Raw genomic sequence first — 13,211 nt, 5'->3', positions numbered from 1 at the left:
GATTATTGATTTTGGCTAGTCAGCAGCTCTTTATCCGTGATTTCTTGCCAGATCATTTTTCCGATTTTTTCTCCCTGGCGAACTCCCTCTTCAATAGCGTCTCTGAAGTGGATACCCCCGTAAAGTCTGGAAATGGCAGCCTCTTCTGAAGCTTGTAAAAATGAATCAAATGCACGCTCAGGAAGGCCAAAATAAGTTTCCGAGTCATCGATGTAGGAGAAATTATCTCCAAAGTAACCTGTCAGGATAATGGCCGCTGCCCTTGAAATCACCGAATGGCCTGAAGTGTACTCAGGGAAGGGGGGAGTCTGAAGCAGTGGTCGCCAGCGTTGGTCAATGGTTTTGTTGATGATAGTCTCAGGACGAATCCGGTCGGTTTCATATTTGGTTTTCCAGCAAGAAATAAATGCATCGTGTAGCGTCATCCCAACTAGGGCATGGATATAAGCAGTTTCTGCCAAATTCAGATCTGCTTTTTCAGCAGCAATTCCGGTAATCCCCATCCAATGTCCTCCGGGTGATATTTTTTTCACTCCAATAGCCATGTGCCCCGAAAATTCCACCATAAAAGGATTGCAATCCCAGAAATTGGCAATCAATTTTTGCTCTTGATCCAGGGACTTGGTGGTCTCATAAACTTCCATCATTTGCTGATGAAATGAACTTTCAGGTTCCAGACTGAAAGGTGCCATAGGACTGGGATCATATTTATCGAGTGAGGCTAGAAAAAAGGGTTGAATGGTACGCCATTCAGGTTCGATAGCCTCGATGTAGGCTGGAGGTGTAGGATACCAGCGACCTTCTGCTTCTGTGGGGCTGTAGCGAGTCAAGGCTGGCAATTCGCGGTAGCCATCTATACTCGCTAATTTCATGACTTGACTCACGACTTTTTCTGCTTCCTGAATATGCAAATCAACTTTAGACTTTTTGATGAGTTTTGATTTGACGGCTTGATCTATCCAGTTTTGCTGCTTTTCCTTTAAAAGATAGCCAGAAGGCATCACATTTTCCCCCACACGAAGCATGGCATAAATTGCAGCAAATTCGGGGGAGCTCAACTCTTGATCAGAATCAAGATCTGGAAAGTCAAGAATGGAAGCTCGCGTAAAGTCCTTTTCTCTAAATTCAGCCCCATGCTGCTTCATAACCAAATAGCTGGCAAGACAGGAATATGCATAGATTCTAGCTGCGACAGGCGGACTGGCAACATCTGTCACCATGACCTCTGTAATGTGAAAAAGTTGAGATTTATAGATACTACTCCAATGCTCTTGTTTTTCAGCAGCAAAGGAAGCCGTACCCGCAACTAGCGCACAAAGAAGTAGGAGAGACTTACTATTCATATTCATAAAGTTCTAAGGCTTGCCCATGAATACCAACCAGCATGTACTTTTTCTCTTTCCATTTTAATGGAAGAAAGGATTTGATATCACCTTTGATGGTAAGTCCAGATTGGGAAGGATAGCTAGCTTTGAAGTTTCCATTTCCATCCCCATTCAAAACCAACCCCAGCCCGGCATCCAAATTTCCAATGCGAATTCGGCTTTGTCTTTGATTTCCTCCCAAAAGAATATCCATATTTCCATCGCCGTCAAAATCTCCTGTTTGAATAGCGTAGATCGGGAAAGATTGAGCCATTCTAGGTAATTCGTGAGGAATAAAGCCATTTGGCGTATTTTCCAGGTAGTAAGATTTTAAAGTATTTGCGGTTAGCGTAAGGGCATTTTCCAACTTGTCTTGATCGAAAAGATCATCCATTTTGGCCACTGCATAGGATTCGTAGGTGGTGAATTTACTTCGCATCTCTACCATCTGACTCAGAAGTTCATCTCGGCTAGGGAAGGGGTAGGCTTCCTCTCCGATATAGCATTCCAAGATCGGATCGATAGAGCCATTTTGGTCAAAATCAGCTGCAATCAAGCGGATCAATTTTTTATCAGAAACTTCAAATTGGGAGTTTTCACCAAAATTACCTGCAATTAGATCTAAGTCTCCATCTCCATCCATATCAGCTTGTGCAAGGGATGACCACCATCCGAGCATCGGAGAAGAAAGAAATTTATCACTTTGATTATAAAAAGATTCACCTGCCTGGTTTACCAAGAATATCAAATTGGTGAATTCCCCTGCCAGAATCAAATCCTCCAATCCGTCTTGGTTTAGGTCTTGTACCAAAGCACTACTCACCATTCCTAATTTTCCATTTTCAGGTAAATAGGATTCTGACTGATCGGTGAAATTGCCATTGCCATCATTAATCAAGATTTTGCTTTCTGGACTCAAAGGGTATCTACCGGGTATGATTTTCCCTCCCACAAAAAGGTCCAAATGGCCATCTCCATTCACATCAAGAGAGACAGCCGGTCCGGTACTGGTTAAATAGTTCGGAAAGTTGCTTTGTATTTCCAGTTTTCCTTGACCATTATTTAAGTAAAGCCGGTCTTCGAGGCTTTCATCGGATCGGATATAGTCATGATATCCACCACTTCCAAGAAAGAGATCCATCCATCCATCACCATTGAAATCTTCAAAAAGTGCCACGGCATCCGTGTAATAGGAGGGAGATTGGAAGCCAGTATAGATATTCCAATTTTCGCCGTCCCAGCTAAATATTTGAGCAGCTTGACCTTTGGTCCCTCCTACAAAAACCTCGGGCTTGCCATCTTTATTTAAATCGCTGCTAGCTAAACTAGGAGAAATGGCACTCGGCATGGTGAGCATCAAGGGTTGCCTTTTAAAATCATTGAAGCCACTCTCTGCTGAAATAAAATCTGGTTTGTTTTCAGTTTTTTGGAAAATGGGACTATCAGCAGCAACTAATTCATTTTTCTGGGTGGCATTTGAGTAATCCAATTCTAGAATCTGATTGCTTGGTTGATCGGTCAATACCTGTTTTTTGCCATCAGGCCAGGTAATTTCAATTTGGTCAACTTGCTCCGAATTTCCCAATCCAAAGTGCATGCGGAAGGTAGAGGATGATTGAAACCCTCGGACTACCTGATGCTCTTGAACCTGTGTTTCATTACCTACCGTAAGTTTGACCTTGGTGCCAATGCCAAAATTATTTCCCTCAGGTCCTTTGAGCTTGATTTGGAGATGATTACCTGATTTACTCTGATTTTCAAATATTCCCGCAAATTCATTCAGATTGTTGACGATCAGGTCCAAATCACCATCATTATCCAAGTCTGCAAAGGCTGATCCGCTGGAAAACCCTTCTTCTTCAAAACCCCAGTCTAAAGAACGGTTTGCGAATTGCAAGTCTCCCTGATTTTCAAAGAAATAATTATGAACTGGCGTGGAACTCATGCTGGTAACGAGGTGGAGCGTGTCCGCCTGCTGGTTAGCGACTGCCTGTTTGAAATAATAGTCGCCTTTGTATTTCAGAAAATCCCTGTTGGTGTAATCCCGGTAATAGCCATTGCTGACGAAAAGGTCTTTCTGACCGGAATTTGTAGCATCAAAGAATAGTGCTGCCCAAGACCAGTCTGTATTGGAAATACCTGCAAGTTGGCCCATTTCAGAAAATTTTCCTTCCCCTAAATTCACCTGAAGCATATTTCGCATGTTTTGGTGATAGAAGCCTTTGCGGATCATTAGGGCATATTGCTCGTAATTTTCTGGCCCGTAAAGCAATTTTTGCCGCTTATTGTCCTCTGGAAGCATGTCCAAAGTGAAGATGTCAAGAAGCCCATCATTATTGATGTCTGCGATATCAGCGCCCATGGAAAAATGGGAAATATGCTGGAAATAATCCGTCATTACATCCCTGAAGGTTCCGTCTTTTTGATTGATGTACAGATAGTCGGGTTCAATGTAGTCATTGGTGACAAGGATATCAGGCCAGCCATCTTCATTGATATCAGAAGCTACTACTCCCAGACCAAAGCCTAATGGAGATCCTTTGATTCCAGCACTTTCGCTGATGTCTGTAAATACATTTCCATCATTTCGATAGAGTTTATCTCCGGAGTAGGGGTGACGGATATTTTTTACCTCATCAAACTCCAATTCGTTGATGACTTGAATGTGATGATTGAGTAAGTAAAGATCCAAGTCCCCATCCCGGTCAAAATCAAAAAACAAAGCCTGGGTGCTATTGGAAGGGTCAGCTATTCCATATTCTTGGGCTTGATTTTCAAAAGTGAAATCACCCTGATTGACCCATAGTTCATTTTTTCTGCTTTCAGGAGAACCCTTACCCGAATAGCAAACATAAATATCCAAAAGCCCATCTCCATTCACATCTGCCATACTCGCCCCTGTAGACCAATTTGGGTTTTTGGTAATTCCAGCTGCTTTGGTCCGATCTTCAAATTTCCAATCTCCCAGATTTTTATAAAGGGTGTTTGGAACCATATTTCCTGTGAAAAAAATATCATCCCAGCCGTCATTATCCAGGTCTCCTACGGCAACTCCTCCGCCATTGTAGAAATATTCATACCGAAGAATATTATTCTCTCGGTCTTCTGTTAACTGATTCTTAAAAGAAATGCCGATTTTTTTTGACTTCAACCGAACGAAATTTGCTTCGAAATTTTCCTGAGCAAAAAGTGATTCCGGGATGCTCAGAAGCATCACAATCAAAAGAGATAGATTGTGGATTCGAATCATAAAATGCGAAAACAAGATTTTAATTTTAACTCAGCTTTTTAAGTACGTCTTCAAACAGCTGTTCGTTTACGACGGCAACTCCACCCATGAGTCCTACATCCTTTCCAAGCTGATAAAGTGCCAATTCAGATTTTTCTCTAGACTTGGCCATACTGTAAATATTCAAGGCCTGCTGAATGGGTGTGATTAGGTATTGATTTGCTTCAGCTACAGAGCCACCGATGATGATTAAATCTGGATTGAGTAGCTGAATCAAAATTGAAATTCCTCTTCCCAGATCCAATCCGGCTTCCGAGAGAATCGTGATAGCTCGCTGATCTCCTGCCAATGCAGCTTCTACCACCAAACCAGGCTCGAGTTCACCTTGATGGTCCCGGACCATCCGGGCAAGAATACTATCCGAGTCAATTTTGATGGCTTCCTCGGCCATTCGGACTATTGCCGTTCCCGAAGCTACTGCTTCAAGGCATCCTTTTTTACCACAGGAGCAGGTCACATTTCTATTTTCAAAGATCGGAGAATGAGAGAACTCACCCGCAAAGCCCGAAGCACCTCGATAGATCTTTCCATCTATGATGATTCCTAGACCTATTCCCCATCCAACAAAGACTCCCAACACGTTTTTATGGGTGTGATCGGGACCAAATTTAAATTCAGCCAGTGTCATTGCTCTAGCATCATTCTCGAGGAATACTTTCTTTTGAAATCGCTCCTCGAATGAATCTAATAGAGTCTTTCTTCCAAAACGCAAATAAGTGTAATTCACACCCCCCACAGCATCCACCAATCCAGGCATAGAAATACCGATGGCAATAATTTTTTCTGAAGGTATTCCTGATTTTTGAAGATAAGCCTCGATTAAATCAGCAATCCGGTCAAAAGTCTCTCTTTCGTTGTTCAGGACTAATTTATGGCATTCTTTTTCTGTGATAGGCTGATTATGACAGCTGTAGAGGCAGAGGTTGATGGTGAACTTGGAAAGGTCGACAGATAGCACATAGAATGCATCTTCTGCCAGGCGATACAAATCCGGTTTGCGACCTCCTTGGGATTCAGCTCTTCCTTGCTTGATGACTTCTCCAGAACTCATCAGATCGCTGAGGAGGGAGTTTACCGTAGGCAGCGATATTCCTACTTCCGTGCATATTTCACTGGCTGTATTGGCACCTTTGAGGTAAAGGTTTTTAATAATCTTGATTTTATTCAGGTAGCTCTTTATTTCTACTACCCCGTCCATCTGATCGATGACCGCTTGAGGATTAATTAGGTTCATGGTCTGAAAGGTATGCCTGAATTAAGTGATTTTTTATATTCTGAAAAAACACTTTCTTAAAAAAATCAAAAAACAAGGCGGTTTTTTTTCAAATTAATTGAATTTATTTTTCATAAGCAGCTAAGGCTAGGAAAAGATTTCGCTTTTTGATGAAAAAGAGGAGTGCAGAAGCAAAAAAAAACCGGCCAATGAAGGCCGGCAAAAAGTTTTTCAATTAGTTGTCCGTAGCTCAATCACCCTTAAAATTTACTCAATCAAGATTAAACAATTCACTAGCGGACTAGCTCAAAAACTTGATTGAATGTACGGTGAATAATTTGAAATTCAAAATTATGGGTGTAAAAACACATATTTTATTTTCAAAATACCTTTTATTGTATGTTGTCCATTTTCTTGGCGATCTCTTCAGCCTCTGCCATAAGCTTATCTGCAGCAGTGCGGTCGCTGTGAGAAAGTTTGTGTGCTTTTTCAAGAGTCTTTTTGTAGAGCTCCTGCAATTTTTCCTTTTCTGATTTCTTCTTGAATAGTCCGAACATGGTTTGTTTTTTATTTAACAACAGAAATCTAACCAGGAAGTTTATTGATTTATTCGAAGAGTATTTTCCCTGTCTGCTACTATCTCATCATCCTGATAGTTGATCAAGTCGATTAATCGTCCTGAAGCACTGTAATACCTCCAAGGCCCTTCTTTTTTACCATCCTTCATGGTTCCTTCGGAAGCTTTTCTGCCATTTTCATGATAAAAAGTCCATATACCCTCTGCTTTTCCGGACACAAAATTTCCTTCTGATTCTTTCTTACCATTCACATAGTAGGTGATTCGGGTTCCATTGCCATCCTTCAAGGTTCCTTTATCATAAGTGCTAGTTCCATCGTAGCTCCGATATTCGGATACGTTCATTAGCCTTCCATTGTCCCAAGTCTCCTCTTGAGTCAATTGCTTGTTGTCGTAGAAAAGTCCCCAAATACCATCTTCGAATCCAAGTTTGTAGGTACCGATAGATTTGAGCTGTCCTCCGTCATAATAATAGACCCACTGACCATTTTCCATTCCAAGCTCATATTCTCCTTCTGCGATCAATATGCCGATTTTGTTGAAGTACTTCCAGAGCCCTGTCTTGGTGTCATTTCGATATTCTCCGATACTATAGAGTACTCCGTCTGGAAAGTAGCTTTTCCAGATTCCAGTTTTCATTCCATTCTCATATTGGCCTTCTACAGATACTTCACCACTCTCAAAGTACTCCTCGTATTTGCCTACTGGGACACCAAGCTCATAAGTTTTGCGCTTTGCCAATTTCTTGTTTGGATAGTATTCCTCCCAGGTGCCAACCGCGATTCCACTCTCGTATTTTTCAACTCTGGCTAAGCGGCGATTATCGTAATAGTATTTCCAAGTCCCTATTCGGTTCCCTCGGTCATCATAGGTCTCTTCTGCCTCTACTTGCTTGGTATCAGGAAAGTAATAAGTCCATTTTCCGACTTTATTTCCGTTTTTGTACTCCCCTTCCTCCATCACCTGACCTGCATAGGAGTATCGCTTGAAAGTGCCTTCGAGCTTTCCTTCTTTGTAAACCCCTTCGGTCATTAAGTTGCCTTCTTGGTCATACTCTAGATATGGGCCCTGCCGAAGACCGTTTTCATAAAATTCTCGGATATAGACTTCACCAAAAGGGTGGTAGGTAATCCATTGGCCAATTTTTTTTCCCTTATCGTATTGTCCTTCTGTGAGTACTCGTTTAGGTTCTATGTAGGAGGGTTGGCCAGTTTTTCCATAGTATTCGACGAAGTTGCCGATCAATACACTATCCTGAAAAATTAAGTCTCTCTTCAAATATCCATCAGCATCGTAAATCTTGGCAGGGCCAAAAAGCTTTCCATTTTTGTACTCCAATTCCATCCTTTTCTTACCGTCCGGATGATATGTTGTCCACTTTCCATCCTGAACGTTGTCCTCAAACATCCCCTCGGTAATCAGCTTATTTGTTTTTGCGTCAAAGTATTTCCAAAGTCCCTGCCGCTGCTGATTGCTTACAACTCCGGTGCTGACTACAGTCGAATCTTTGTTGTAAAGCTTAACTAGTTGATTGTCTTGCGCTAAAAGTGGACTGGAAAGGAAGAGTAAAATGATCAGAAGATACCTCATATATGTTTTTCGGGAGATTATTTGGTTTAGTCTGATGACTGTCGTACCAATTTAAAATATTACTACGGTGAATCGGGAAATCAGGTTAAAAATAATTTAAATCTGGCTTTTTGCCGAATGGGCTTTTAGGTGTTCAAAAACCGCTCTTATTTCTTTTTGCCATTCGTTTTTATTCCTTTCAATGGCAGATTCTACCTTCAATTCTTTAAACCATTGGTTGAAATCTCGATTCTGGGCTTGTTTCTCATTGGGTTTTCCCAAAAGTATTTCCTGATAATCCCATGGACTCTCGGATTGACATAATTGAAAGTTTGCATGAGAAAGCTGGAGCTTTGGATAAGAGCTTTTTCCAGCAAGGACAAATAGAAAAAGGCCTTTTCCGAACCAGTTAAGCAGACGAATATTCAGGCCCGTTTCAAAATCAAAATCACGGATTAGGTCCAATACTTGATATGGAAGACCTCCCAAATCCTGTCCTTGCGAAAGTTTTTTTCCTTTCGAATTTGAATGTATTTGAACCAGATCTTCCTGAGGGAATAGATCTCCAATTTCACCCAAAAGCTCCCAAAATTGATATTTGAGCTGATTTTGTCTGCGAATTAGATTCTCATCTTGCCAAAGATCCAGGTCGAGCGTATTCATCCTACCAATGTAAAAGTGCCGATGCCCAGGTAAATCCTGATCCAAAGGCAGCCAGGCAAATGAGGTCGCCCTCTTTGATTTTACCCTGCTCCCAAGCTTCACTCAATGCAATGGGAATTGTGGCTGCTGTGGTGTTTCCCATATGCATGATGTTATTAAAGACCTTTTCATCAGGAAGCCCAAGCTTTTGCTGTATGTATTGACTGATACGGAGATTGGCCTGATGAGGAATAAGCAAATCAATGGCTGACTGCTCCAGCTGATTGTGATCCAAAGCTTCCTGAATCACTTCCATAAATCGGAGTACTGCATGCTTAAAAACAGCATTTCCGTTCATTTTCAAAAAAGTGCTTCCTGATTCCAGCATTTCCGGAGAAAGTCTGACTTCTCGACTACTCCCAGGGTCTTTGCAATACAACTCTTCCGCGTATTCTCCCTGAGAATGAAGGTGGGTAGAAAGAATTCCGGATTGATCGGATGAAGATGGGCCCAAAACTACTGCACCGGCACCATCAGCAAAAATCACTGAGCTAGATCGACCTTCGTCGCTTTTGTCCAAGGCAGAAGACTGAATTTCGGCTCCTACTACCAGAATTCGGTCGTACATGCCAGTTTTAATGAATTGATCGGCGACAGAAAGGGCGTATATAAAACCAGAACAGGCATTTCGAATATCCAATGCTCCAATATTATCAAAACCCAATTCTCGCTGAAGCAATACACCGTTTCCAGGGATAAAATAGTCAGGTGTGATAGTGGCAAAAACAATAAAATCGATGTCCATAGCCGTCAGATTAGCTCGCTCAAGGGCCATTTCTGTCGCTTTTCTAGAAAGTGAAGTCAGTGTGTCAATGCCTGGGGTAAACCAATGACGTGATTGAATTCCTGTTCGCTCTACAATCCATTCGTTGCTTGTGTCCATCATTTGGGACAATTCCTCATTGGTCACTACTCGCTCGGGCACATAATGTCCCACACCTAGAATTTTGGACTTTCTCATTTGTTATTTTGGGTTAGTTGGAAAAGTTTACTCGCAAATATCCGAACCTAGGTTCGGAAATCAAAAACATCAAAACGACGGACGACTATTAACCAAACAAGGTATAATTGCCATGCTGGTCCATCGGGTCGGTTTTCCGGATGAGTGCCGGACTGTCATTTTTCACAGAGTTAACCAGAGTGCTCACCGGGTAGCTCAGCATTTCATTAGCTGAAAAAGGCTTGAGGATTTCCAGAAGTTCTTCTTCGCTGCTGTAATTGTTGAGCCATTTTTTTTCAGTCTCCTGAGTTAAAACTACCGGCATCCGATCATGAACTTCTGACACCAATTCATTGGGCTCTGTAGTCAGGATCAAGAAAGTGTGCTGATTTTCTCCATCGACAGTTTCATACTCATCCCAAATCCCCGCAAACGAAAACAGTCCTCCTTCTCGAAGCGTAAATCGATGTGGAATGGAGGTTTTCTTTCCCAGTTTTTTCCATTCATAAAAACCATCCGCCGGGATGATACACCTTCTTTGCTTGAAAGAGCTTTTAAAGGTTATTTTTTGATGAACAGATTCCGCTTTAGCATTTATTAGCTTTTGAGAGACAGGTTTATTTCTTCCGAATTCTGGAGTAATCCCCCAATAGAAAAAGGAAAAACCTTTTGGGCTTTGGGAAGTGATCACAGGTACAAGTTGCGTCGGTGCAATGTTGTACCGTGGTTTGAAGTCGGAGAGCATTTCAGCCTGGAATCGCTCTTCTAATTCTATCTTACTCTTGCTCAGGGAATATCGTCCACACATGTATCGGGAGTTTAGGCTGGGAAGTTAGAAATCCCCGCTAACAAATTCAAATGCTCTTTTTTCAGAGAAATATGGTTTACTGGAATCTGAGGATGTGAAGCCCACATGGCCTCCTTGTTTTGGGAATTCAAAATAGATGGGATCGAGATCTTTGGCCAGTTTCACAGGGAAACAAAGATCAGAAAGAAAGGGGTCATTTTGTGCGTTTAGGATCAGTGTAGGGGTTTTTATCTTTTCAAGAAAGAAAAGAGATGAATTCACCTGATAGTATTCCTTTGCATCACTGAACCCATGAAGTGGTCCGGTGAAAAAATCATCAAAATCACTTAGTTTATTGATTCTTTCCAGAAAATGAATTGGGATTTGATCGGGATGGTTTTTTGCCTTTCGAAGTACTTTTTCCCTAAGGGTCTTCAAAAATCTGTCTGAATAGAGCTTGTTTGAGCCTGATGATATTTTCTCACTACTACTTGCTAGATGCAAGGGGACAGAGATTGCCATCCCTTTTTCGATGGGTTTATCATTCGAAAGATCTTCCCCAAGATATTTTAAAGTCAGATTCCCTCCCAAACTGAACCCAATCAAAGAAATATATCCATATTTTTCCGCAGCATGACTGACCACCGTATCCAAGTCGTAAGTAGCACCAGAATGATAAAAAATGGGTTGGTTGTTTAATTCCTCACCACAGCCACGGTAATTCCAACAGAGCACATCGAAACCATTTTGCAGGAAAATTTTAGCCATTCCAAGAATATACGGTCTTCGGCTATTTCCTTCCAATCCATGAGAAATGATGACCAACTTTTCATTATTCATTCTGTACCAGTCCAAATCCAAAAAGTCTCCATCAGGAGTATCGATTCGCTCAGTCTGCGGGCTTCGAAGCGGGACCTTTCTGAATAGTGCAGGGAAAACCGTTTCCAAGTGTCGGTTAAACAGCCACTTAGGTCTTTGATATTTACTATGGGAGATTAAAGGCATTTTTTTTCAAAAGACGAGTTCGAAATCGCTTTCTCGAAAATACAAGAGTAAATTTGAATAAAGACTTTTTAAAAACTATTTTTGGACACTTTAATTCACGATAAGCGCGCAAAAACCTATGGCCGAAGTAATCAGAATGCCTAAAATGAGTGACACCATGGAAGAAGGAGTAATCGCTTCTTGGTTGAAGAAAGTTGGGGATACCGTGAAGCCTGGAGACATCCTAGCCGAGGTCGAGACTGACAAAGCAACCATGGAACTGGAATCCTACGATGAAGGTGTCCTACTACATATTGGAGTAAAAGAAAAAGAAGCAGTCCCTGTCAATGGGATCATTGCTGTGATTGGAGAGAAGGGTGAGGATTTCGAACATCTGCTTTCTGATAATGGAGCAGCAGCTGAAGAAAAAGAAGAGACTCAAGAAAAAGAAGAGCCTAAGAAGGAGGCCGAAAAGCCAAAATCAAAGGAGAAGATCGATACTTCTTCTATCAATGCAACTATCATCACCATGCCTAAGATGTCCGATACCATGCAGGAAGGGACTATTTCGGCTTGGTTGAAGAAAGTAGGAGATGATATTAAGTCTGGTGAAATCATCGCGGAAGTAGAAACTGACAAGGCGACGATGGAGCTAGAATCCTACGAAGACGGAAATTTACTTTATATAGGTATTGAAGAAGGTAATAGCGTCCCAGTAGACGGTGTGATAGCCGTAATCGGTGAGAAAGGAGCAGATTACGAAACGCTTCTCAAGGCTCATGAGCAAGAAATGGCCGGAGAAAGTGAAGAGGAGGAAGCACCAAAGCAGGAATCTAAATCTAGTCCTCAACCTGAGAAAAAAGAGTCTCAAACAGCCTCTACACCAAGTCCTGCTCCAGTTTTGGCAGATGGTGAGCGAGTGAAAGCCTCTCCTTTGGCGAAGAAAATAGCAGAGGAAAGAGGAATCGATATCCGACAGGTAGCAGGATCCGGAGATGGAGGCCGAATCATCAAAAGAGATGTCGAAAACTTTGTTCCAACAGCAGCACCAGCAGCTTCAAGTTCGGCTTCTGCTGTAATGCCTTCAGTAGGGCAGGAGAGCTATCGCGAAGAGAATGTCTCTCAAATGCGTAAGGTCATCGCGAAGCGATTGGCCGAAAGTAAATTCGGTGCTCCTCACTTCTATCTGACCATGGAAATCAACATGGATAAGGCAATTGAAGCGAGAAAGAGCATGAACGAAATTGCTCCAGTCAAAATATCCTTTAATGATATGGTGATCAAAGCTGCTGCAGCAGCTTTGAGACAGCATCCGAAAGTAAACTCAAGCTGGCTGGGAGACAAAATTCGCTACAACGATCATATCCATATCGGTATGGCGGTAGCTGTGGAGGAAGGACTTTTAGTTCCTGTCATCCGTTTTGCAGATAGCAAGTCTCTTTCTCAAATCTCCAACGAGGCTAAAACGCTTGGCGGAAAGGCCAAAAACAAAGAATTGCAACCAAAGGATTGGGAAGGAAATACCTTTACCATCTCCAATTTGGGAATGTTCGGTATCGAAGAATTCACAGCTATCATTAATCCACCAGATGCTTGTATCTTGGCAGTAGGCGGTATAAAGGAAACTGTCATTGTCAAAAACGGGGAAATGAAGGTTGGAAATGTGATGAAGGTGACGCTTTCTTGCGATCACCGAGTAGTAGATGGAGCAGTTGGTTCTGCTTTCCTTCTCACACTCAAGGGCCTCTTAGAAGACCCGGTCAGAATTCTCATCTAATTATAAAGT

At 41.9% G+C, this 13,211-nt stretch carries 10 protein-coding genes; 1 reads left to right on the top strand and 9 read right to left on the bottom strand.

All coding sequences use genetic code 11. From position 1 onward, the window contains the following. Positions 1-2: 2 nt before the first annotated feature. The 9 genes from OU792_RS00135 to OU792_RS00095 all read right to left on the bottom strand — a co-directional run bounded on the left by OU792_RS00135 (position 3) and on the right by OU792_RS00095 (position 11,446). Positions 3-1,343 carry a vanadium-dependent haloperoxidase gene (locus OU792_RS00135; protein WP_274669143.1) on the bottom strand — a complete coding sequence of 447 codons (1,341 nt, stop codon included), beginning with the start codon at positions 1,341-1,343 and terminating at the stop codon, positions 3-5. Beyond that, positions 1,336-4,614, bottom strand: coding sequence for a VCBS repeat-containing protein (locus tag OU792_RS00130; RefSeq protein ID WP_274669142.1), 3,279 nt, complete (start codon positions 4,612-4,614; stop codon positions 1,336-1,338). The genes OU792_RS00135 and OU792_RS00130 overlap by 8 nt, the downstream gene beginning before the upstream one ends. A gap of 25 nt (positions 4,615-4,639) precedes the next feature. Then, positions 4,640-5,887 carry an ROK family transcriptional regulator gene (locus OU792_RS00125; protein ID WP_100627415.1) on the bottom strand — a complete coding sequence of 416 codons (1,248 nt, stop codon included), beginning with the start codon at positions 5,885-5,887 and terminating at the stop codon, positions 4,640-4,642. 371 nt (positions 5,888-6,258) lie between these two features. Further along, positions 6,259-6,423: a Lacal_2735 family protein gene (locus tag OU792_RS00120; RefSeq protein ID WP_035482974.1), complete on the bottom strand. Its 165-nt coding sequence runs from the start codon at positions 6,421-6,423 to the stop codon at positions 6,259-6,261. A gap of 41 nt (positions 6,424-6,464) precedes the next feature. After that, positions 6,465-8,033, bottom strand: a complete 1,569-nt coding sequence (locus OU792_RS00115) for a toxin-antitoxin system YwqK family antitoxin (RefSeq protein WP_222582843.1) — start codon at positions 8,031-8,033, stop codon at positions 6,465-6,467. Positions 8,034-8,129: 96 nt separating this feature from the next. Then, positions 8,130-8,675, bottom strand: a complete 546-nt coding sequence (locus OU792_RS00110) for a hypothetical protein (protein WP_274669141.1) — start codon at positions 8,673-8,675, stop codon at positions 8,130-8,132. 1 nt (position 8,676) lies between these two features. Further along, complete coding sequence (locus OU792_RS00105) at positions 8,677-9,675, bottom strand: 3-oxoacyl-ACP synthase III family protein (RefSeq protein ID WP_134203024.1); 999 nt, start codon at positions 9,673-9,675, stop codon at positions 8,677-8,679. Positions 9,676-9,763: 88 nt separating this feature from the next. Beyond that, positions 9,764-10,462, bottom strand: a complete 699-nt coding sequence (locus OU792_RS00100; protein WP_274669140.1) for an SOS response-associated peptidase — start codon at positions 10,460-10,462, stop codon at positions 9,764-9,766. A gap of 24 nt (positions 10,463-10,486) precedes the next feature. Beyond that, the gene (locus OU792_RS00095) at positions 10,487-11,446 is read right to left on the bottom strand and encodes a YheT family hydrolase (protein ID WP_274669139.1); all 960 of its coding nucleotides are present in this window, start codon (positions 11,444-11,446) and stop codon (positions 10,487-10,489) included. A 118-nt stretch (positions 11,447-11,564) separates the two neighbouring features. On the opposite strand from OU792_RS00095, the gene OU792_RS00090 reads away from it, so the two are divergent. After that, positions 11,565-13,202: a pyruvate dehydrogenase complex dihydrolipoamide acetyltransferase gene (locus OU792_RS00090; RefSeq protein ID WP_274669138.1), complete on the top strand. Its 1,638-nt coding sequence runs from the start codon at positions 11,565-11,567 to the stop codon at positions 13,200-13,202. Positions 13,203-13,211 lie beyond the last annotated feature (9 nt).

The sequence above is a fragment of the Algoriphagus sp. NF genome (genome assembly GCF_028823735.1).
GTDB lineage: Bacteria > Bacteroidota > Bacteroidia > Cytophagales > Cyclobacteriaceae > Algoriphagus > Algoriphagus marincola.
This window is presented reverse-complemented; position numbering and strand designations above follow the sequence as displayed.

What these genes read in the sequence shown, in the direction of transcription:
- OU792_RS00100 (WP_274669140.1), bottom strand. Translation starts at nt 10,462, where the DNA reads ATGTGTGGACGATATTCCCTGAGCAAGAGTAAGATAGAATTAGAAGAG.
- OU792_RS00125 (WP_100627415.1), bottom strand. Translation starts at nt 5,887, where the DNA reads ATGAACCTAATTAATCCTCAAGCGGTCATCGATCAGATGGACGGGGTA.
- OU792_RS00105 (WP_134203024.1), bottom strand. Translation starts at nt 9,675, where the DNA reads ATGAGAAAGTCCAAAATTCTAGGTGTGGGACATTATGTGCCCGAGCGA.
- OU792_RS00130 (WP_274669142.1), bottom strand. Translation starts at nt 4,614, where the DNA reads ATGATTCGAATCCACAATCTATCTCTTTTGATTGTGATGCTTCTGAGC.
- OU792_RS00135 (WP_274669143.1), bottom strand. Translation starts at nt 1,343, where the DNA reads ATGAATAGTAAGTCTCTCCTACTTCTTTGTGCGCTAGTTGCGGGTACG.
- OU792_RS00115 (WP_222582843.1), bottom strand. Translation starts at nt 8,033, where the DNA reads ATGAGGTATCTTCTGATCATTTTACTCTTCCTTTCCAGTCCACTTTTA.
- OU792_RS00095 (WP_274669139.1), bottom strand. Translation starts at nt 11,446, where the DNA reads ATGCCTTTAATCTCCCATAGTAAATATCAAAGACCTAAGTGGCTGTTT.
- OU792_RS00090 (WP_274669138.1), top strand. Translation starts at nt 11,565, where the DNA reads ATGGCCGAAGTAATCAGAATGCCTAAAATGAGTGACACCATGGAAGAA.
- OU792_RS00110 (WP_274669141.1), bottom strand. Translation starts at nt 8,675, where the DNA reads ATGAATACGCTCGACCTGGATCTTTGGCAAGATGAGAATCTAATTCGC.
- OU792_RS00120 (WP_035482974.1), bottom strand. Translation starts at nt 6,423, where the DNA reads ATGTTCGGACTATTCAAGAAGAAATCAGAAAAGGAAAAATTGCAGGAG.